Origin of the sequence: Arthrobacter sp. cf158 (assembly GCF_900106835.1) — a bacterium.
Lineage (GTDB): Bacteria > Actinomycetota > Actinomycetes > Actinomycetales > Micrococcaceae > Arthrobacter.
Window position 1 is genome coordinate 92,680 of the sequence record NZ_FNNR01000008.1, and the last position, 20,610, is coordinate 113,289.

Sequence of the window (20,610 nt, forward strand, 5' to 3'; positions counted from 1 at the left end):
TGTCCTGCCTATCGCTTGGTCCGCGCGGAGCGGCTTTCGAACTTCCGTGCCAGGAGGCTCAAGGGGATGGTGATGACCAGGTAGAAGGCACCGGCCACCAGCAACGGGGTCAGGCCCGCGCCGAGGCTGGAGATTCCGTCGCGGCCGAACTTGGTGAGCTCGTACTGGGACGCGGTGAGGCCCAGGACGTAGATCAGCGAGGAGTCCTTGGTGAGCAGGATGATTTCGTTGGTCAGCGGCGGCAGCACGATCTTGAAAGCCTGGGGGATGACGATCGAAACCATGGCCCGCCAGTGCGGCATGCCCAGCGAACGTGCAGCTTCCATCTGGCCCTTGGGCACAGCCTGGAGGCCTGCGCGGAGGGTTTCAGCGATGTAGGCGGAGGCCACCATACCCAGCGAAACCATGACCACGATGTTGACGTCCCACTGGACACCAAACGCGAGCGGGACGCCGTAGCCAAAGGCGATGAAGACCAACAGGGCGGGGACACCGCGGAAGAATTCGATGTAGCCCGTGGCCAGCCAGCGGTACAGCGGGAAGGAGGAAAGCTTCATCAGGGCAAGCAGGAGGCCGCCGGACAAGCCCACCACGAAGGCCAATGCCGTGTAGATGAGGGTGTTCTTGAGGCCCACCAGGAAGATGTCCGGGAACATCGGGCCGATCTTGGCGAAGTTGAAGACGCTGGTGCCGATGGTCTTCCAGTCCACAGCAAGGATCACTGCGGCCAGGACCACAACAAAGATTCCGGCCTGGACGTACAAACTGACTTTGGCTCGTTGACGTGCAGTCATTGCCATGGTGTTCTCACATTCGTGTTGCGCAGGTGGGGCCCCGAAACAACGTATCGTTTCGGGGCCCGCCTGCGTGGTTCTCGGGAGCCGGGGCTCGGACTACTTGGTGGCTTCGCCGAACCAGGTGGTCTCGAACTTCTTCAGGGAGCCGTCGTCGGTGATGCGCTTCAGCGTGGCGTTCACGGCATCGGCCATGGCGGTGTTGCCCTTCTTGATGGAGATACCCAGCTTCTCGCCCGTTGCGTAGTCCTCAACACGCTTCAGGTTGGAGTCGTCCTTGATGGCGTAGCCCAGGACGGACTGGTTGCCGATTGCGGCGTCGATGGTGCCGGCCTTGAGGGCCTGGACCAGGAGGCCGGAGTCTTCGAACTGCTGTGCGTCGATGCCCTTGTCCTTGGCATACTGGGCGCCGGTGGTGGCCTGCTGGACGCCCACCTTCTTGCCCTTGGCACCGTCAATGTTGCTGATACCAGAGGACGAGGTGGCCACGAGGGTGAGGTCGTCGTCCAAGTACGGGGTGGAGAAGTCCATGACGCTCTTGCGGACATCCGTGATGGAGATGGAGGAGATGGAGACATCGCAACCGGTCAGTGCGGTTCCGGTCTCGATTGCCTCGAAGGAGCTGTCCACCACATTGAGTTCGGCCTTGACGTCCTTGGCGACTTCAGCGGCGATGTCCATGTCGAAGCCGACAATCTTGCCGTCCTTCTGGAACTCGAAGGGTTCGTAAGGAACGTCCGAGCACACCGTGAGCTTGCCTGCGTTGATGAGCTTGAGGCCGGAGGCATCCGAGGCGGCCGGAGTGGACGAACCACCGCAAGCGGTGAGGGCCAGTGCGCCGGCGGCGAGCACGGCGGCAATCTTGGTGCCGGACATAACCGAACGGGAGATCTGCATGTTGTTTACCTTTTGTTGCGGTGGATGCTGAACTGAGTCGGTTTTAGTGTAGCGCCGAACATGAGATGTGCATCACAGGAAACGAAGTTTCACTAGTAGATAACTAGTTTACGCACCTATCAACCACCGAAAAGGAAGTGCTGTCTGGAATCCCAGAATCAGCGCCGAATGCCCAGCGCCTCAAGCATCGGGCGGAATTTGGCCCAGGTTTCGGCCAGTTCGGCTTCAGGCTGTGAGCCCTCAACAATGCCGCATCCAGCGAACAAGCGCACAGTGTTGGCATCCTCAATCACGGCTCCGCGGAGGGCGATGCCCCACTCACCGTTGCCCGCGGCGTCCAGCCAACCCACTGGCCCGGCGTAGGGGCCGCGGTCCAGATGCTCCAGTTTTCGAATCAAAGCGCCGGCCACCAACGTCGGTGTCCCGCACACTGCCGCAGTCGGATGCAGTGCATTAATGAGGGCAAGGCACGTGGGCACGTGGCCCTCGATATCAGCCAGTTCAGCCTTCACGTCCGAGGCCAGGTGCCACACATTGGGCAGTTCCAGAATGAACGGTTCGCTGTGCGAATTCATCGCTTCGGAGAACGGAGCCAGCTGGCGCGTCAGGGAGTCAATCGCGATTTCGTGCTCATGGCGCTGCTTATCGGATCCGGCCAATACCCGTTCGGCGTACGCCATGGGGGATCCATCAACGCCCTCTGCATCCCTGCGGTCCAAAGTTCCGGCGAGAACCCGGGCCTGCGCCGTACGGCCCTCCACCTGGATCAGCATTTCCGGCGTGGCACCCACCAAACCGTCAACGCCATACGTCCAGCACTCGCGATACCGTGCTGCCAGCTGGCGAAGTACCTCCGCAGCGTTCACGCCCTCAGGCAGGGTGGCAACGACGTCGCGCGCCAGCACCAGCTTTTCCAGCTTGCCGGCGCGGATCTCTTCCACGCCATCGGCAACAGCCTGCATCCAGGCGGCTTCGCTCAGGGAACCGTGGCTGAGGTGACCGGCTCCGTCTGCGGCGACAGTTTCAGGTAACGGCCCGACGCCGGACCCTCCTGCCGCTGAATCCTCACCGTTCGGCTCGCCGCCAGTCAGCCAGTGGTCAACGGCAGCGAGGACGCCGGCCTCGGTGAGGGGTGCGTCGTCGAACGTTAACTGTGTGGCCCAGGCGCGGCCATCGCGGATGCCGACCACCAACTCCGGGAGGATCAGGCGAGAGATGTGGGGTGATGTTTTGGAGAAGGCGAACGAGCCGAAAGCCACCGGTCCTGTGCCGGGAAGCTCCACATAATCAGTGATCTCTGCCTCAAGAATGAGGTGCCGCCACCAAATATCGGCCTCGAGGAAACGCTCAGGGCCCGTGGCGTTGAACCGGGTCAGCTCGCCGAATCCCACCAGGCCCGCTTCACGGCGGGACCAGCAGAGGACGTCATCCCGCACCAGAAACGACGGCAGCCCCCCGGAGGATGATTCGACATCGAGGGGGACTGTCAAGGTGCGGAGCGTGCTCGTCATGATGGAACAACAGTACTCCCGCGGACAACCAGATTCTGTGCCGACTTCTACAGCGCAGCAAAGTCGCGTGAATGTCTGAGACAATTACAGGGTGAACCGAGCATCCTTGGAAAAGCGTCCGGACGAAGTTGCGACGATGTTTGATGATGTCGCCCCCAAATACGACGTCGTGAATGATGTCCTGTCCATGGGACAGACGCGTCGTTGGCGCCGGATCGTGGTTGATGCCATGGATGTGAAGGTGGGGCAGAAGGTCCTGGACCTCGCCGCCGGAACGGGAACCTCCAGCGAACCCTATGCAGACGCAGGCGTTGACGTCGTAGCCTGCGATTTCTCCCTGGGCATGCTCAAGGTAGGCAAACGCCGCCGCCCGGATATCGACTTCATCGCGGGTGACGCCACCAACCTGCCGTTCGCGGACAACAGCTTTGACGCCTCCACCATTTCCTTTGGCCTGCGCAACGTTGTGGAGCCGCGCAAGGCCCTTGAAGAGATGCTGCGCGTCACCAAGCCCGGCGGCCGGCTGGTCATCGCCGAGTTCTCCCACCCTGTGGTGCCGCTGTGGCGCAACCTCTATACCGAATACCTGATGCGCGCGCTCCCGGCCATCGCCACCAAGGTTTCCTCCAACCCGGACGCCTACGTGTACCTCGCCGAGTCCATCCGCGCCTGGCCGGACCAGGACCACTTGGCCCAATGGCTCAGCGACGCTGGCTGGACCGACATCACCTACCGCAACCTCAGCGGCGGCATCGTAGCCGTGCACCGGGCACAAAAGCCCGCTGAGCACCGCGAAAGTGTTCCCGTTGCCAAGCTTCGCCGCCAGATCAAGCCGCGCCACCAGGCCGGCTGACCTCGTACTGCCTGCTGATTTAGGACGACGTGAAAGTACTGATTGTTGGCGCGGGCCCAGCCGGGTCCACCGCCGCGTATTATCTCGCCCAGGCGGGCATTGACGTCACGGTGCTCGAAAAGACTTCCTTTCCCCGTGAGAAGGTGTGTGGCGACGGACTGACCCCCCGCGCTGTCCGCGAAATCCAAAAGCTTGGCCTTCCGCACGCTGTTGAGGAGGGGTGGCGCCGGAACAAGGGGCTGCGCCTCATTGCCAGCGGACGCACCATCGAGTTGCCCTGGCCCGAGGTTGCCGACTTCCCCACGTACGGCCTGATCCGGACCCGACTCGGTTTCGATGAGGACCTGGCCCGCCACGCTGAGTCCGCGGGCGCTGTCGTGCTTGAACGCCACAGCGTCACCTCCGCACTGACTGCAGACGACGGTCGCGTCATCGGCGCCCGCGCCGCCATCCTTGACGAGTCCGGACGCAAGACGGGCGAAACGCGCGACTTCCATGCCGACGTCGTACTCGCCGCGGACGGCAACTCAACGCGAACCGCCGTGTCGCTGGGCATGCACAAGCGTGACGACCGGCCGCTGGGTGTCGCGGTGCGCACCTACTTTACGTCGCCGCGGCACGAGGACGACTGGATGGAAGGCTGGCTGGAACTGCCCGGCAAGTCCGGGAAGCCACTTCCGGGCTACGGCTGGGTGTTTGGCGTCGGCGATGGCACGTCCAACGTGGGCCTCGGCATCCTGAACTCTTCCAAGGAATTCGGCAAGCTGGACTACAAGCAGGTCCTCCGCGAATGGACCGCCGGCCTGCCCCCAGAATGGGGCTTCACGCCTGAAAACCAGGTGGGGGAGATCCGCGGTGCTGCTCTGCCCATGGGCTTTAACCGTACGCCGCATTACTCGCCGGGGCTCCTCCTGCTGGGCGACGCCGGTGGAATGGTGTCCCCGTTCAACGGTGAAGGCATCTCTTATGCCATGGAATCGGCCCGGTTCGCGGCTGAGTTCCTCATTGACGCTTCTTCGCGTTCGGCTTCCGCCGGTTGGTCCACGCACGACGCCGATGCTCACCTCGCGCGGTACGCGGACTATGTAAGGGACCAGTGGGGATCACACTTCACACTGGGACGTCTCTTCGCCGCCCTCATTGGAAAGCCGGCCGTGATGAAACTTGCGCTGCGCACGGGCATGCCGATTCCGGTGCTGATGCGCTTTGTGGTCCGTATGCTGGCCAACCTCACCGACCCGTCGGCGAAGGGCTTCGAAGACCGCGTGATCCGGGTCCTCGAGATGCTGGTTCCGGCCACGTCCAACACTTCCTCTGCCCGTGCTTTTACGGCGGCAGCCTCCGACACCGCGGTTTCCGCACCAACTAGTTAGGGTTAACCCGTGACGAACTCTGCCGAACACAGCTGGACGCATGCCGGGCACGGCTTGCCGCAGACTGTTGAGCCTGCTCCCAACACCACAGCGATCGCTACGGGGCTTCAGCTGCCCGCCGGTTTTGCCGCCATCGCCGGCGACGCCGAACTCGGTCCTGCCATCACCACCAACCTTGCCCGGGTGGAGAAAAAGCTCCGCGAAGCAATCTCCAACTCGGATCCCCTGGCTGACGCGACGTCCCGTCACCTGGTGGAAGCCGGCGGCAAGCGCATCCGTCCCCTCCTCACGTTGCTGTGTGCGCACCTCGGCGATGCTTCGCGCCCCGAGGTTGTCCAGGCTGCCGTGGTTGTGGAGCTTACGCACCTTGCCACGCTCTACCACGATGATGTGATGGACTCCGCACCCTTCCGCCGCGGTGCTCCCACCGCCCACGAAGTGTGGGGCAACTCGGTAGCCATCCTTACCGGCGACCTCATCTTTGCCCGCGCCTCCATCCTGGTCTCGGAACTGGGCTCCCGCGCCCTTGGCATCCAGGCCCGCACCTTCGAGCGCCTGTGCCTGGGCCAGCTCCACGAAACCGTGGGACCGCGTGAAGACGAAGACCCCGTGGAGCACTACCTTTCCGTGATTGCTGACAAGACCGGCTCGCTGGTGGCAGCATCCGGCCAGCTGGGTGCGATCTTCGCCGGTGCCGACGAAGCTTTTGAGGATTTGCTGGTTGAATACGGCGAGAAGGTTGGCGTGGCCTTCCAGCTTGCCGACGACGTCATTGATGTCACCGGCGTTAAGGTCAAGTCCGGCAAGTCACCGGGCACCGACCTCCGCGAAGGTGTTCCCACGCTGCCCGTCCTGTTGCTTCGTCGCGACGCCGCTGCGGGGGATACCTCCGCTGCTGCCCTCCTTGAATTGATCGACGGCGACCTGTCCTCCGACTCGGCTCTGGCTGAGGCCGTGGCAGGCCTGCGCGAACACCCCGTCACCAATGAGTCCTGGAAGATTGCCCGCCAGTGGTCCTCGGAGGCCATCGCCGCACTGGCGCCGCTGCCCGAAGGTGTTGTAAAAGACTCCCTGACCAACTTCGCCCACGCAGTGGTGGACCGCAGCAGCTAAGTTTTCCCTGTTTTCGCAGGCGTCCGGACTCTCGTAGTCCGGGCGCCTGCTTTTTGTTGCTGCGACTTGGGCGCAGGCGGTCTTGTGCCTGGTACCGTCAGCACCCACTTTGCGGGTCCGAGTGTGGCGACACACTGGTAGATGCGGCGTGTTGGGCGGTTTGTGGAATCAAAGTGGGTGGTGGGCGCATGCGGCTCGACGCACAACCTCCGGGAAAAACGGAATGGCCCCGGCTCGCTGCAACGTTACGAGTCATACGCTGCACCGAACCGGGACCACAATCTCCGTTCGCATCAGACCCACCGGAGGCATTTAGTGGATCCGTGAAAAGCTTATGACAATCCTGTCACATATGCAACTCTCTGGGTCAACGGTTTTAGTGATGGTGCAGCACGATTTACAGCCAATCGCCGTCCCTCGCCATCAGCTTTGAATTTCGGAAGCGACGGACACACCGATTTCGGGGTGTGTTGCAGCCTTCCCGTTGTTCAAAGAGGGCGGTGGAGGTACACGGAGTTATCCATATACGGGACTTCTCAGCGACCGCAGGCTCCCGCCGAAGCCAGCATGGCTGTATGAACATCGAAGATTTCCTCCGAGGCCGGAGCGGAGCAGCCACCACTCGGACCCTGCTGACTGCTGGCTTTACTCGCCGCATACTCGCACATGCGGTGAGGGACGGCCGCGTAACCCGCCTTCATCGTGGCGTCTATACGTCCAAGGACTCAGATCCCGACGTCGTGGCCGCCTTTCGATCCGACGGACTACTTACCTGCATCTCGGCTGCGCGCTTCTATAGCCTGTGGACCCTCGAGGCAGCTGAGCCGCTGCATCTCAGTTGCAGTACTGGACTAGGGAGACGGGGCGTAGTCCACCACGGAGGCTGCCTACACCCGGCTCACCCGTATCTACCAGTTGCAGGGGTAGCCGATGTGGTGATCCACGCCCTCAGATGCCTACCGGAACTTGAAGCACTGGTCATGGTGCAGAGCGCAGTTAGCCAAGCCCTCCTGTCAACAGATTTCCTGAGATCGAAGCTCCCCGGCAACCGGAACGGTAAGGTCCGGGAGACCTTGCTTTTGGTTCTACCTCGTGCCGATTCGCTCTTGGAGGTGCTGGCACACACCCACTTCACCAGGGCAGGTCTTCGAGTCCGTATGCACGTAGACGTGCCCGGTGTGGGAGAGGTGGACTGTCTGGTCAATGAATGCCTGATCGTTGAACTCGACGGCGGGACTCACCTTGAGGGAAAGCAGGTCAAGAAGGACCAGTACAGGAACAACGCGGGCATGCGGGGAGGCCTTTTGACTCTCCGCTATTACTACGTGGACGTCGTGCATCATCCGGAGAGAATGGTCGCCGAAGTCCTGACAGTCCTGCTCAATAGGGAAGTTGGCCGCTACGCTCCGGCACGATACGCGCCAGGGTGGGTTCCGCCGTCGTGAGCCCCCTCACGGTGGTACCGCCACCACCAACTTTGAACGAAAAAGTCAGGCGACACGCCCCGCGTGCGGCGTGTCAGAGTTGTTCCGGAATCAATGTGGGTGGTGGCCGTACGCAGGCCACAAACACAACAGCCCCTCCCAGACCAAGAAGGCCGGGAAGGGGCTGCGGAAAAGTGAAACTTAATCTTCGTCGTCGTTGAATGCCCACTCGAACATGTCGAACACGAACTCGGAGAACGTGCCTTCTTCGCTCTTCCATTGGCCGCGTGCGTTGTTGCGGCGCCAGACGATGGGGTCCGGGATGCCGAGATCGGCGGTGCGGAAGCCCCAGGTGAACTGTTCCTCTTCGTCCTCGAGGAACATGAGGAAGCCATCGTCATCGACTTCGAGTTCCTCGGGATCCCAGAAGTAGTGGTAGGCCTCCATGAGGTCCTCGCAGCCGCCGATGGCGAGGTAAAACTCGCGCAAAACCAGCGGGATGGTGAAGGAGTGATCGGCCAGCGCGTCGTCCAGCTCGTCCGGCGTGAGGCCGTCTTCTTCCTGCCATTCATCCTCGAGATACTTTGGGACCAGCGCGCGGAACTTCTCGAGGAACATGTCAGTCATGCTCTTATCCTAGCTAATCCCGGAGACCTGAAATTGCGCCTCCACCGGTACCTGCGCGATGCCATCCGCGCACAGCCAACGGCACATACCAACTGCGCCGCCACGCGGTTACCCGGAAAGCGAAAACAACCCCCGCAATGACACAAGCGGTAACCCCGTTGAACAGGCCAAGGTTCCACAACAACGTGGTCAAGCCGGCACCAGCGAACGCCGGCAGCGCATAGATGTCGCGGTTGTTGAACAAGGTGGGGATTTCGTTGGCGGTGATGTCACGGAGCAGGCCTCCGCCCACGGCTGTGGTGACTCCCAGCAGGATCGCGGCCACCGGATTCATGCCCGCGCCGATTGCCTTCAACGTGCCCGTGATGCAGAACAAGGCCAGCCCGCCGGCGTCGAACAGGGTCAAAAGGGAAGTGAAGCGCTGCACTGAGGAGAACAAGTAGTAAACCAGCAGCGCAGCCAGCAACGGCGGGGCCAGGTACGCGGGGTTGGTGAAAGCGATAGGGGGACCGGCGTTGATCACGATGTCACGGATTACGCCACCGCCCAGCGCCGCGATGGACGCGAGGAGTATGGAGCCCACGACGTCGAACTGCTTCCGGGCTGCCAACAACGAGCCTGATACAGCAAAAAAGAACACACCAATGAGGTCAAGCCAAAGAAGAACAATGTCAAAGGAAATCAAGTGGACGGGTTCTTTCTTAAGGTGCTTAACAACGGGTGCTGGCTCAACGTTACGCTAGCTCCCATGAACAGCCCCGTTTTGATTGCCTGCGCCCACGGAACCCGCAATGCCGAAGGCCAGGCTGCCATCCGACAGGTCATGGCCGACATTGAAGCCCTGCGCCCGGGTTTGCGCGTTGTTGAGGCCTATGTTGACGTGCAGGAACCCGAGTTGGGCGGTGTGGTGGAGGGCCTGCCTGAGGGGACGGACGCCGTCGTCGTACCGCTGTTGCTGTCCACGGGCTTCCACATCAAGGTGGACGTGCCCAAGGCGATAAAGAACCGTTCTGAGGTAGTTGCTGCCCGTCCGTTGGGTCCGGACGCGCGGCTGGCTGAGCTGTTGGCCACCCACCTGCGTGCGGCTGGGTTGCAGGAGAACGACGGCGTGCTGCTGGCTGCCGCGGGATCGTCCCTTCCGGACGGTTCGGTGGACTCGGAAGAGCAGGCGCGACTCCTCGCCGAGCTGCTGCCGAACAAGGTGCGCGTCGCCTATGGCGCCAGTGCCCAGCCGACAGTGCCCGACGGCGTCGCCTCCTTGCGGGCGGAACTCGCCGCTGAGGGCGAGGCAGGCAGGGTGTTCATTTCCTCCTACCTCCTGGCAACCGGCTACTTCCATGATCAATTGGCCAAAGCGGGGGCGGACATTGTGTCGGCGCCCTTGCTGCCGTCGAAGGTACTCGCTGAGATCGCGCTGGAACGGTACGACGCAGTGTTGGAAAGGCTCTCCTAACCTTTATCCACGCGGAAAAATGCCCAAAGGGGCCTGCATTAAACAGGCCCTTCGGACAAGGCCAATGGCGTGTTCGTGACGAAATGTTTCCCTAGGTGACTTAGCATTTCCGGACCTTTGCTGGCGAAATCTGGCCAGACCTACAGTCGAGATATGACAGATACAGCTGTAGCCGGTGCGTCGGCTGATACCGCCAAGCGTCCGGCACGCACGCGCCCTGCCGCCAAGCCCCACGGCCAGTGGAAGGTTGACGGCACTGAGCCCCTCAATGCCAACGAAACCTGGAAGCAGGAAGACAACGGGCTGAATGTCCGTGAGCGCATTGAGTCTGTCTACTCCAAAGAAGGCTTTGATTCGATCGACGGCACGGACCTTCACGGCCGCTTCCGTTGGTGGGGCCTCTACACCCAGCGCAAGCCCGGGATCGACGGCGGCAAGACCGCAACGCTTGAACCGCACGAGCTCGAAGACAAGTACTTCATGCTGCGCGTGCGCATCGACGGCGGGGCACTGACCACAGAGCAACTCCGGGTCATCGGCCAGATTTCCGTGGACTTCGCCCGCGGCTCGGCTGACCTGACGGACCGTCAGAACATCCAGCTGCACTGGATCCGCGTAGAGGACGTGCCGGAGATCTGGCGCCGCCTTGAAGGCATTGGACTGTCCACCACAGAAGCTTGCGGTGACGTTCCCCGCGTCATCCTCGGTTCGCCGGTTGCGGGCATCGCCAAGGACGAGATCATCGATCCCACGCCGCTCATCCACGAGCTTGCGGAGCGTTTCATCGGCGATCCCGAGCTGGCCAACCTGCCGCGCAAATACAAGACGGCCATCACAGGCCACCCGTCCCAGGACGTGGTGCACGAGATCAACGACTTCGCCCTGGTGGGCGTGGCTCACCCTGAGCTCGGTGCCGGCTACGACCTCTGGGTTGGCGGCGGCTTGTCCACCAACCCGCGCCTGGCCGAGCGCCTTGGCGTGTTCGTCTCCGCGGATGTGGCAGCTGAAGTATGGCTCGGCGTTACCAGCATCTTCCGTGACTACGGCTACCGCCGCATGCGCACCAAGGCCCGCCTGAAGTTCCTCATGAACGACTGGGGCCCGGCCAAGTTCCGCCAGATCCTTGAGGACGAGTACCTCGGCTTCAAGCTCCCGGACGGCCCCGCCGCACCCAAGCCCACATCTCCCGGCGACCACATCGGTGTTCACGAGCAGAAGGACGGCAAGTTCTTCATCGGCGTCACCCCCACTGTCGGACGCACGTCCGGCGAAGCACTCGTGACGCTGGCTGACACGTTGGAGAAGCACGGCAGCTACCGCCTCCGCACTACTCCTCACCAGAAGCTGGTCATCCTGGACGTGGCCAAGGAGCAGGTGGAGCCGCTCATCGCCGAACTGGACACCCTGGGCCTTTCCGCCCGTCCGTCCGTGTTCCGCCGCGGCACCATCGCTTGCACGGGCATCGAGTTCTGCAAGTTGGCCATCGTGGAAACCAAGGTCACGGCAGCTACGGCCATCGCTGAGCTGGAGCGCCGCTTGGCCGACCTCGTGGAATCCAAGCAGCTGCCGTCGGCACTGTCCCTCCACATCAACGGTTGCCCGAACTCCTGCGCACGTATCCAGACGGCCGATATCGGCCTGAAGGGCATGATGCTGCCAACGCCCGACGGCGACCCCACCCCGGGTTTCCAAGTTCACCTCGGTGGCGGGCTGGCCAACAACGAGCGCGAGGAGGCCGGTTTGGGGCGTACCGTCCGCGGCCTCAAGGTCACGGTGGAAGACCTGCCCGATTACGTGGAGCGCGTGGTCCGTAAGTTCGTCGCCGAAGGCGCCGAGGGCCAGACCTTCGCCGAGTGGGCGCACTCCGCAGATGAAGGAGATCTCCAATGACAGATCCCGTCACTATCACCAACCTTGCCAGCGCGGCAGCCCGGCCGGCGTTGCGGTCCAAGGAAGAACTGAAGGCCCTCGCTGAACAAGGTGCTGCGGAACTTGGCTGGAACGCTCCTGCCCGGGAAGTTATCGCTTGGGTTGCCCGCAACTTTGAGCTGCCCACCGTAACCGTGGCTTGCTCCATGGCCGACGCCGTACTGCCGGCTTTGGTCGCAGACCAGCTTCCCGGCGTCGACGTCTTGTTCCTGGAAACCGGCTACCACTTCAAGGAAACGTACGAGACGCGCGACGAAGTCGCCGCGAACCTCCGCGTCAACGTGGTGGACGTCCTTCCCGAAACTACTGTGGAACAACAGGACCGCCTGCTAGGCAAGGACTTGTTCGCCCGCGACCCCGCCCAGTGCTGTGCACTGCGTAAGGTCCAGCCGCTGCGCCGCTCGCTGACCGGCTACGAAGTCTGGTTCACCGGCGTCCGACGCGACGAGGGCCCCACCCGCACCAACACTCCGATCGTCACCTGGGATGAAGGCTTCGGCTTGGTCAAGGTCAACCCCATGGTGGACTGGACCTTCGATCAGCTGATCGAGTATTCCGAGGACAACATCCTTCCCGTCAACCCCCTCCTGAGCCAGGGCTACCCGTCCATCGGCTGCCAGCCCTGCACCCGCAAGGTTGCCCCGGGTGAAGATCCCCGCGCCGGCCGCTGGGCAGGATCCGACAAGACAGAATGCGGACTACACACATGAGCACGTACACAACAGAGGAGTCCACGGTGAAAGTTGCAGCGGCAGTCGACGCCCCCTCGGTCGAGCGCCTGAGCTCATTGGACACCCTCGAGTCCGAAGCCATCCACATCATCCGCGAGGTTGTTGCTGAGTTCGAGAAGCCTGCGCTGCTGTTCTCCGGCGGCAAGGATTCCGTGGTCATGCTGCACCTGGCCACCAAGGCGTTCTGGCCGGGCAAGGTTCCGTTTCCGGTCCTCCACGTGGACACCGGCCACAACTTCCCTGAGGTCATCGACTTCCGTGACCGCACTGTTGAGCGCCTGGGGCTGAAGCTGGTTGTTGGCTCAGTCCAGGAATTCATCGACCGCGGCGAGTTGGCTGAGCGCGCCGATGGCACACGCAACCCGTTGCAGACCGTTCCGCTGCTGGACGCGATCCAGAAGAACAAGTTCGACGCCGTGTTCGGCGGCGGCCGTCGCGACGAGGACAAGGCCCGCGCCAAGGAGCGCATCCTTAGCCTCCGTGACGAGTTCGGCCAGTGGGACCCGCGCAACCAGCGCCCCGAGCTGTGGAACCTGTACAACGGCCGCCACACCGTGGGCCAGCACGTCCGTGCGTTCCCCATCAGCAACTGGACCGAGTTGGACATCTGGCGCTACATCGAGCGCGAGAACATCGAGCTTCCCAGCCTGTACTACGCCCACGAGCGTGAAGTCTTCGCCCGCGACGGTATGTGGCGCGCCGTGGGTGAGGTTTCCCAGCCGCTGCCCAACGAGGACGTCATCACCAAGCTGGTCCGTTACCGCACGGTGGGAGACATGTCCTGCACCGGTGCAGTCGAGTCCGACGCACGCACTGTGGCCGACGTCGTTGTTGAAGTCGCTGCCTCCACCCTGACCGAACGTGGCGCCACCCGAGCAGATGACCGCATCTCCGAGGCAGCCATGGAAGACCGCAAGAAGGACGGCTACTTCTAAATGAGCACCGAAACTTTGGCTGCCGGGCTGGAAACAGCCCTGCCCACCACACTCTTTCGCTTTGCAACCGCCGGTTCGGTGGACGACGGCAAGTCCACTTTGGTGGGCCGTCTCCTTCACGACTCCAAGGCGATTCTTGCTGACACGCTCGACGCCGTTGCCCGCACCTCTGCGGACCGCGGCTTCGGTGGAGAAAAGGGCGGCATCGACCTCGCCCTCCTGACTGACGGCCTGCGTGCCGAGCGTGAACAGGGCATCACCATCGATGTCGCTTACCGCTACTTCGCCACGGACCGCCGCAGCTTCATCCTGGCGGACTGCCCCGGCCACGTTCAGTACACCAAGAACACGGTGACCGGCGCGTCCACTGCGGATGCCGTCGTCGTACTCATTGACGCCCGCAAGGGTGTGCTGGAGCAGACCCGCCGGCACCTGTCCGTGCTGCAACTGCTTCGCGTTGCTCACGTCATTGTGGCGGTCAACAAGATCGACCTGGTGGACTTCAGCGAGCAGGTGTTCCGCGACATCGAAGCGGACGTGCAGAAGGTTGCCCGCGAGCTTGGCCTGGGATCCGACGGAGTCGCTGACCTGCTGGTGGTGCCGGTGTCGGCCCTTGATGGCGACAACGTGGTGGACCGCTCTGAGCGCACCCCTTGGTACACGGGCCCGGCACTGCTGGAGGTCCTCGAAACCCTCCCTGCTGCTGACGAGCTTGAGGCTGAACTGGAGAGCTTCCGCTTCCCAGTGCAGCTGGTGATCCGCCCGCAGGGCGCCCTGGCTCCCGATGCTGTTGCTGGCGGGCTCGATGTGGAGGCGTACCGCGATTACCGCGCATACGCAGGCCAAATCACTGAGGGCTCGGTGAAGGTTGGCGACGAAGTTTCCGTGATCAGCCCGGGCCATGAGCCGCGCACCACCACGGTGATCGGCATCGACTTCGCCGGCCAATCGCTGGACGAGGCAGCTGCTCCGCAGTCGGTGGCTGTTCGGCTGGCTGATGAGATCGACATCGCCCGCGGAGACACCATCGCCGCCGCCGGAACGGTCCGCGAAAGCACTGCTGACCTGTATGCGTCGCTCGCATGGCTTTCACCGAAGCCGCTCCGTGAAGGTCAGAAGGTCCTGGTGAAGCACGGCACGCGCACGGTCCAGGCACTGGTCCGCAACGTCACCGGCAAGCTGGACCTGGCCACGTTCAACGTGGAGCCTGCGTCCAACCTGGAACTCAACGACATCGGCCACGCACAATTACGCCTGTCCGCTCCGTTGCCGTTGGAGAACTACCTGCACCACCGCCGCACCGGTGCCTTCCTGGTGATCGACCCCATCGACGGCAATACCCTTGCCGCCGGACTTGTGAAGGACCACCCGGGCGACCACGAAGACGAACGTTACGTCATCTAGGGTCACACGTAGTCACAAAACCGCAGCTTGTTCGCGACTCCTCACGTTGTACGGCGGGATTCGAACAAGCTGCGGTTTTCTTTTTGGAAGGCCGCATGCCACAGAACACCACCCTCAGCACGCTCCTCAACGCCGGCACGGACCTGGTCCTGGACGGCGCCTTGGCCACCGAACTGGAGGCCCACGGCTGCGATCTTGAGGATCCGTTGTGGTCGGCCAAGGTCCTGCTGGAGCAGCCACACCTGATCAAACAGGTCCACCGCGACTACTTCGACGCCGGTGCCTCTGTGGCCATCACGGCCAGTTACCAGGCGACACCGCAGGGTTTTGCGCAGCGCGGATTGTCCGTTGATGAGTCGTTGGAGCTGGTGGCTTTGAGCGCCCGGTTGGCGGACGAAGCACGGCAGGAAGCCTTGGCGGAGGGCACTGCGAATGGCCCCCTGCTGGTGGCCGGATCAGTTGGTCCCTACGGCGCCTACCTCGCCGATGGCTCCGAATACCGGGGTGATTACACGCTTTCAGCAGCGGAATTCCGGGATTTCCACCGGCCACGCATAGCCGCGCTGGTGGAGGCCGGTGCGGATTTCCTGGCGTGCGAGACCCTGCCGTCGTACGCCGAAGCGGAGGCGCTGTTGGCGCTCGTGGCGGAGTTCGACGTCGAATCCTGGTTTACGTTCACGCTGCGCGACAGCGGCCACATCAGTGACGGAACCCCTATTGCGGACGTGGCTGCGCTGCTCAGCACGGAACCGCGAGTGGCCGCCGTCGGGGTTAATTGCGTGCCACTGGAACTGGTCACCGAAGCGCTGGACACCCTGCAGAGGTCCTCGAACAAGCCGCTGGTGGCGTACCCGAATTCAGGGGAAATCTACGATGCTGCGAGCAAGACGTGGAGCCCGGCAGAAGGGGTTCAGGGGAGCGGGACCCTGGCCGGCAACGCCGGTGTTTGGCGGGGTATTGGAGCCCGTCTCATAGGTGGGTGCTGCCGCACAACTCCGCGCGACATTGAAGGCCTGGCAGCGAATATGACGTCAGGTGACCCTGCATGAACCTTGGTTTCTACGGGATTGAAGCGGAAATATGACAGTCCCTACTGTGAACACATGACCTCTCCGGAATGGTCCTTCCTTGCCCACCACGGGCGATGTTACGGGGCCTAATCTTCGCCCCACCTCGCATCCCACATTTCATAAGGACCCCCCCATGGCAAACACACCCGAGTCACAGAAACCCGATTCCGGTACCACCCGCATCGTCGCCGGTGAGACCGCACCCAAGCCCAAGCGCCGCCGCACCCTGGAGATCGGCCTGGCCGTCGGCCTCGTGCTGCTGATCGGAGCAGGCGCAGCAGTGGCCTCCGCTGTCTCGCAAAACAACCAGGCCGCACCGGCTCCTGCCACGACTCCCGCAGCGGAACTCAAGCTGGGCTACTTCAGCAACGTCACCCACGGACCGGCGCTGGTAGGTACCAGCAAGGGCATCATCGCCAAGGAACTGGGCGAGACCAAGCTCAGCACGCAGATCTTCAACGCGGGCCCCGCCGCGATCGAAGCTTTGAACGCCGGCGCCATCGACGCCACCTACATCGGCCCCAACCCCGCCATCAACTCGTTCGTCAAGAGCAACGGTGAGTCCATCAGCATCATCGCCGGTGCTGCTTCGGGCGGCGCCCAACTGGTGGTCAAGCCGGAGATCAACTCCGCAGCCGACCTCAAGGGCAAGGTCCTCAGCTCACCTCAGCTCGGTGGCACGCAGGACGTGGCACTCCGTGCCTGGTTGGGCGATCAGGGCTTCAAGACCAACACCGATGGCAGCGGCGACGTCAACATCAACCCCACCGAAAACGCCCAGTCGCTGAAGCTCTTCCAGGACGGAAAGCTCGACGGCGCGTGGTTGCCTGAGCCGTGGGCCTCCCGCCTGGTGCTCGAAGCCGGAGCGAAGGTGCTGGTGGATGAGAAGGACCTGTGGGAAAACGGTGACTTCACCACCACCATCCTGATCGTGAACAAGAAGTTCGCTGCCGAACACCCGGAGACCGTGAAGGCGCTCCTCAAGGGCCACGTGGAGTCCGTGAACTGGCTCAACTCGGCATCCGCTGAGGAGAAGGCAACCACCATCAACGCTGTCCTCAAGGACACGGCCGGCAAGCCGCTTCCCGCAAATGTGATCGAACGTGCACTCCAGAACATCAAGTTCACCACTGATCCGCTCGCCGGAACGTACAAGAAGCTGCTGGATGACGGCGTCAAGGCCGGCACCACCAAGCAGGCTGACATCAATGGCATCTTCGACCTCCGCACCTTGAACGAGGTGGAGGGCAAGAAGACCTCCGCTGCCGGTCTCGGCCAGGACTAAGCAGTAACAGGCTGGTCCGCTTCCCCTCCTATTGACCGGGGGAGCGGACCGGCCTTTAGCCATATCAGCTCTACAAATCAACACGAAGGACGGGACCATGCCAGTCGTACTCGAGAACCTGGGCAAGCGCTTCGGCGACGGCGCCCCGGTGCTGGACGACGTCAACGCCACCATCGCGCAGGGCGAGTTCGTTGCCCTCCTCGGTGCGTCAGGCTGCGGCAAGTCCACCCTGCTGAACATCATGGCAGGACTGGAAAAGCCGACGTCGGGCGCCCTTGAAGTCCCCAGCGACGGTGCCGCCTTCATGTTCCAGGACGCATCGCTGTTCCCGTGGCTGACCGCGCGTGGCAACATCGAGCTGGCTTTGCAGTTGGCGGACAAGACCAGCACCAAGGCGAGCCGGCGTGAACGCGCCACCGAACTGTTGGAGCTTGTCCACCTCGGTGGCGCAGGGGACAAGCGTCCGCATGAACTCTCGGGCGGCATGCGGCAGCGCGTTGCCCTGGCTCGTTCTTTGGCTCAGGATCGGCAGCTGCTGTTGATGGATGAGCCGTTTGCTGCGCTAGATGCGATCACCCGCGACCTTCTCCATGATGAGCTTGAACGGATTTGGAAGGAAACCGGCCGGACCATCGTGTTCGTGACCCACAACGTCCGCGAAGCTGTCCGCCTCGGCCAGCGGGTGCTGCTCCTGTCCTCGCGTCCCGGCCGCGTGGTGGCTGAATGGAACGTCACCGAGGAACACCGTACCGATGCTGGTCGAGCCGGGGAGCTGACCGGCGTCATTACCCGCCGTCTTCGCGAGGAGATCCGCCGCCATGCCAAGTAACCCCATCACCACCGAAGAGCGGACGCTTCCCGTGACCGAATCCAAAGAGCACATCACCTCGCCGTCGCTGAAGGGCAACGCCTCCGAACTCCGCGATCTTGAAGCCGGCCTGGACAACCTCCAATCTGACACGGGCCGCAAGCACGGTATTGAGTGGAAGCGTGTGCTGCTTCCAATCGCCGCATTGGTGATTCTCATCCTTGCGTGGCAGTTCTATGTTTCGCTGGGCCTCAAGCGTCGCGACCAAGTACCGGGGCCGTTGGATGTGCTGAACCAGCTGGTTCTGCTCTGGAGTGAAGGCAAGGTCCAGGAATCAGTGTGGACCTCGCTGCAGCGTGGTGTGATCGGCTTCCTGATCTCGGTGGTCATCGCAACGCCGGTTGGCTTGATCCTGGCCCAGGTAGCACCCTTGCGCCGTGCGTTTGGTCCGCTCATTTCCGGGCTGCAGGTTCTTCCGTCCGTGGCATGGGTTCCCGCAGCCATCATCTGGTTCGGCCTCACCGATGCCACCGTTTACTTTGTGGTGTTCATGGGCGCCATTCCGTCGATCATCAACGGGCTCATCTCCGGCGTGGACCAGATCCCGCCGCAGTATCGCAGCGTGGGCACCGTCCTTGGTGCGAACAGGCTCCAAATGGCGTTGCAGATTGTCCTCCCAGCGGCGCTTCCCGGCTACATCGGGGGCCTGAAGCAGGGCTGGGCGTTCTCCTGGCGCTCGCTCATGGCCGCCGAAATCATTGCCGTGGGCGGCACCATCGGGTTCGGGCTCGGTTCGCTTCTTGATCAGGGCCGCGTCTTGTCCGACATGGCAATCGTGATGGCCGCGATCCTGCTGATCCTTGCGGTGGGCATCCTGATTGAGCTGCTGGTGTTCGGGCCGATCGAGAAGCGTCTGCTGCAGCGCCGGGGTTTGCTGGCGGGCAGCTCGCGCTAACCGGATCTGGTTTCACACCGGACGAGATGCTACGTTTCGACCAGCCTTTGCATATGGGGGAGGCGATTCCGGGAATCGTGTTAAGGGTGGCAGGTCATGACCAGGCAGCAAAGAATGCTGGTGTCGGTTGCTGTAGCTGCACTGCTTGCCGTCACGTCGTGTGCAGCGCCGGCACCGCAGCCCGACGCGGAAGCGAAGGGCGCTGTTCAGTCTCTTATCGAGCGGGCCATCGACCGTAGAAATCATCAAGTTGTCACAGGGTTCTCCTCCACCAAGGATGAGATCAGTATGGATTTCGTCCCGGCGGCAATTGAGGGTATCGAGCTTGAGTACCGAAAACTCCACCAACGCAGGGACGCGATTGCTCCCTATGGCGTCCTTTTGACGGACACCGGCTCGGAGATCACCATCAAGAAATTCACCATCACCCAAACCGGCGCCAAGGTTGAGATCTCGGAGCAGACACAGCTGGAACACGGTCCGGTGAACGGCGTGCAAGGCCCCGGCGAGTGGTACGTATACGACCAAACCGTTGAGCTTGAGAGGACCGGCGACGCGTGGAAGATCAGCAGTATCGCCCCTGAAAATCCGGGCAAGCCATACCCGACGACAGTTGTTGATCCAGACACGATTTAGGCCCTCGGCACTAAGCGTCGACCGTTGCATAACGTCGACTTCCGGACGGCGCGCAAGGGCTCGACGGCGACCTCCCGCCGTCGAGCCTTTGCGTCACCAGACGGTGAGGTTAGAGTCCCGTCAGCAGATCCCGCATTTCCCGAATCTCTGCTTCCTGCGCCGTGACGATGTCCTTGCCTAGCTGGACAGCCTCAAGGTTCTTGCCCTGGGCTACTTCGGCTTTGGCCATGGTCACGGCACCTTCGTGATGCGCGATCATCTGCGTCAGGAAGAGCTTGGCCGCTTCCACGCCTTGGGCTTCCCTGAGCTTCTGCAGGTCCGCCTCGCTCAGCATGCCCTCCATGCCGTGGCCGCCATGCCCGGAAGATCCCATGACAGGCACATTCCAGCTGTTCAGCCAACCGGTCATCTTCTCGATTTCGGGTGCCTGCGCGTTTTTGATCTTCACTGCCAAGGCAGTGATTGCGGGCGGGATGTCAGCCTTTGCCAGCATGACGTCGGACATCTCCACTGCTTGGGAGTGATGGGGGATCATCAATTGGGCGAACATGGTGTCTGCGGCGTTGTGCCCGGCGTCGCTGCTGTTCGCAGAGGGGCTGATGGAAGTGCCGGAACTTCCATGGTTCATGCCCGGCATGGAACCGGAGCCGGAGTTGGAAGCACAACCAGCCAGGGCAAGCAGACCTGCGAGAGCCGCTCCGGTCACAGTGAAGTGAGTTCTGTTCATGAGTAAAAGTCCTTTGCATTTCGGGCGGCGGTGATAGTCAGCCGCCCGGTAGTCAGCAGATGGTGAATGGATGTACGGTCCCGGC

Annotated in this window: 20 protein-coding genes; 14 read left to right on the top strand and 6 right to left on the bottom strand. The window is 62.5% G+C overall.

Annotated elements, in window-relative coordinates:
• Nucleotides 1–8: 8 nt before the first annotated feature.
• From BLW08_RS16585 to BLW08_RS16595, 3 genes are all read right to left on the bottom strand, one after another.
• Nucleotides 9–800 carry an amino acid ABC transporter permease gene (locus BLW08_RS16585; protein ID WP_090817160.1) on the bottom strand — a complete coding sequence of 264 codons (792 nt, stop codon included), beginning with the start codon at nt 798–800 and terminating at the stop codon, nt 9–11.
• Between the two features lie 93 nt (nt 801–893).
• The gene (locus BLW08_RS16590) at nt 894–1,691 is read right to left on the bottom strand and encodes an ABC transporter substrate-binding protein (protein WP_090817164.1); all 798 of its coding nucleotides are present in this window, start codon (nt 1,689–1,691) and stop codon (nt 894–896) included.
• 158 nt (nt 1,692–1,849) lie between these two features.
• Nucleotides 1,850–3,202 (bottom strand): isochorismate synthase, encoded by a 1,353-nt coding sequence (locus tag BLW08_RS16595; protein ID WP_091326505.1) that lies wholly within the window; start codon nt 3,200–3,202, stop codon nt 1,850–1,852.
• A 91-nt stretch (nt 3,203–3,293) separates the two neighbouring features.
• On the opposite strand from BLW08_RS16595, the gene BLW08_RS16600 reads away from it, so the two are divergent.
• From BLW08_RS16600 to BLW08_RS16615, 4 genes are all read left to right on the top strand, one after another.
• Complete coding sequence (locus BLW08_RS16600; protein WP_090817170.1) at nt 3,294–4,055, top strand: demethylmenaquinone methyltransferase; 762 nt, start codon at nt 3,294–3,296, stop codon at nt 4,053–4,055.
• 29 nt (nt 4,056–4,084) lie between these two features.
• Entirely contained in the window at nt 4,085–5,428 is a 1,344-nt protein-coding gene (locus BLW08_RS16605; RefSeq protein ID WP_091326507.1) for a geranylgeranyl reductase family protein, read from the top strand.
• A 9-nt stretch (nt 5,429–5,437) separates the two neighbouring features.
• Nucleotides 5,438–6,541 (top strand): polyprenyl synthetase family protein, encoded by a 1,104-nt coding sequence (locus tag BLW08_RS16610; protein ID WP_090817176.1) that lies wholly within the window; start codon nt 5,438–5,440, stop codon nt 6,539–6,541.
• A 575-nt stretch (nt 6,542–7,116) separates the two neighbouring features.
• The gene (locus BLW08_RS16615; RefSeq protein WP_091326636.1) at nt 7,117–7,986 is read left to right on the top strand and encodes a type IV toxin-antitoxin system AbiEi family antitoxin domain-containing protein; all 870 of its coding nucleotides are present in this window, start codon (nt 7,117–7,119) and stop codon (nt 7,984–7,986) included.
• A 180-nt stretch (nt 7,987–8,166) separates the two neighbouring features.
• Here BLW08_RS16615 and BLW08_RS16620 read toward each other — a convergent pair whose 3' ends face one another.
• Nucleotides 8,167–8,592 carry a hypothetical protein gene (locus BLW08_RS16620; RefSeq protein ID WP_091326508.1) on the bottom strand — a complete coding sequence of 142 codons (426 nt, stop codon included), beginning with the start codon at nt 8,590–8,592 and terminating at the stop codon, nt 8,167–8,169.
• A gap of 13 nt (nt 8,593–8,605) precedes the next feature.
• Nucleotides 8,606–9,277, bottom strand: coding sequence for a trimeric intracellular cation channel family protein (locus BLW08_RS16625; RefSeq protein WP_090817182.1), 672 nt, complete (start codon nt 9,275–9,277; stop codon nt 8,606–8,608).
• Between BLW08_RS16625 and BLW08_RS16630 the strand changes: the two genes are divergently transcribed.
• From BLW08_RS16630 to BLW08_RS16675, 10 genes are all read left to right on the top strand, one after another.
• The gene (locus BLW08_RS16630) at nt 9,278–10,045 is read left to right on the top strand and encodes a sirohydrochlorin chelatase (RefSeq protein WP_090817185.1); all 768 of its coding nucleotides are present in this window, start codon (nt 9,278–9,280) and stop codon (nt 10,043–10,045) included. It abuts the gene before it with no gap.
• 153 nt (nt 10,046–10,198) lie between these two features.
• Nucleotides 10,199–11,935 carry a nitrite/sulfite reductase gene (locus tag BLW08_RS16635; protein ID WP_091326511.1) on the top strand — a complete coding sequence of 579 codons (1,737 nt, stop codon included), beginning with the start codon at nt 10,199–10,201 and terminating at the stop codon, nt 11,933–11,935.
• Nucleotides 11,932–12,684, top strand: coding sequence for a phosphoadenylyl-sulfate reductase (locus BLW08_RS16640; protein ID WP_091326513.1), 753 nt, complete (start codon nt 11,932–11,934; stop codon nt 12,682–12,684). Before BLW08_RS16635 ends, BLW08_RS16640 begins: the two co-directional genes overlap by 4 nt.
• A complete protein-coding gene (gene cysD, locus BLW08_RS16645) occupies nt 12,681–13,640 on the top strand; it encodes a sulfate adenylyltransferase subunit CysD (protein ID WP_091326515.1) in 960 nt (319 codons plus the stop codon). The genes BLW08_RS16640 and cysD overlap by 4 nt, the downstream gene beginning before the upstream one ends.
• Nucleotides 13,641–15,044, top strand: coding sequence for a sulfate adenylyltransferase subunit 1 (locus BLW08_RS16650; protein WP_091326517.1), 1,404 nt, complete (start codon nt 13,641–13,643; stop codon nt 15,042–15,044).
• 95 nt (nt 15,045–15,139) lie between these two features.
• The gene (gene mmuM / locus BLW08_RS16655) at nt 15,140–16,093 is read left to right on the top strand and encodes a homocysteine S-methyltransferase (protein ID WP_091326519.1); all 954 of its coding nucleotides are present in this window, start codon (nt 15,140–15,142) and stop codon (nt 16,091–16,093) included.
• Nucleotides 16,094–16,247: 154 nt separating this feature from the next.
• Nucleotides 16,248–17,399, top strand: a complete 1,152-nt coding sequence (locus tag BLW08_RS16660; protein WP_090817203.1) for an ABC transporter substrate-binding protein — start codon at nt 16,248–16,250, stop codon at nt 17,397–17,399.
• 97 nt (nt 17,400–17,496) lie between these two features.
• A complete protein-coding gene (locus BLW08_RS16665) occupies nt 17,497–18,228 on the top strand; it encodes an ABC transporter ATP-binding protein (protein ID WP_090817206.1) in 732 nt (243 codons plus the stop codon).
• A complete protein-coding gene (locus BLW08_RS16670; protein ID WP_090817209.1) occupies nt 18,218–19,162 on the top strand; it encodes an ABC transporter permease in 945 nt (314 codons plus the stop codon). Before BLW08_RS16665 ends, BLW08_RS16670 begins: the two co-directional genes overlap by 11 nt.
• A gap of 96 nt (nt 19,163–19,258) precedes the next feature.
• Nucleotides 19,259–19,798, top strand: a complete 540-nt coding sequence (locus BLW08_RS16675) for a hypothetical protein (RefSeq protein WP_139244924.1) — start codon at nt 19,259–19,261, stop codon at nt 19,796–19,798.
• Nucleotides 19,799–19,907: 109 nt separating this feature from the next.
• Here the strand turns inward: BLW08_RS16675 and BLW08_RS16680 are convergent, their stop codons facing one another.
• A complete protein-coding gene (locus tag BLW08_RS16680) occupies nt 19,908–20,525 on the bottom strand; it encodes a DUF305 domain-containing protein (RefSeq protein WP_091326524.1) in 618 nt (205 codons plus the stop codon).
• Nucleotides 20,526–20,610 lie beyond the last annotated feature (85 nt).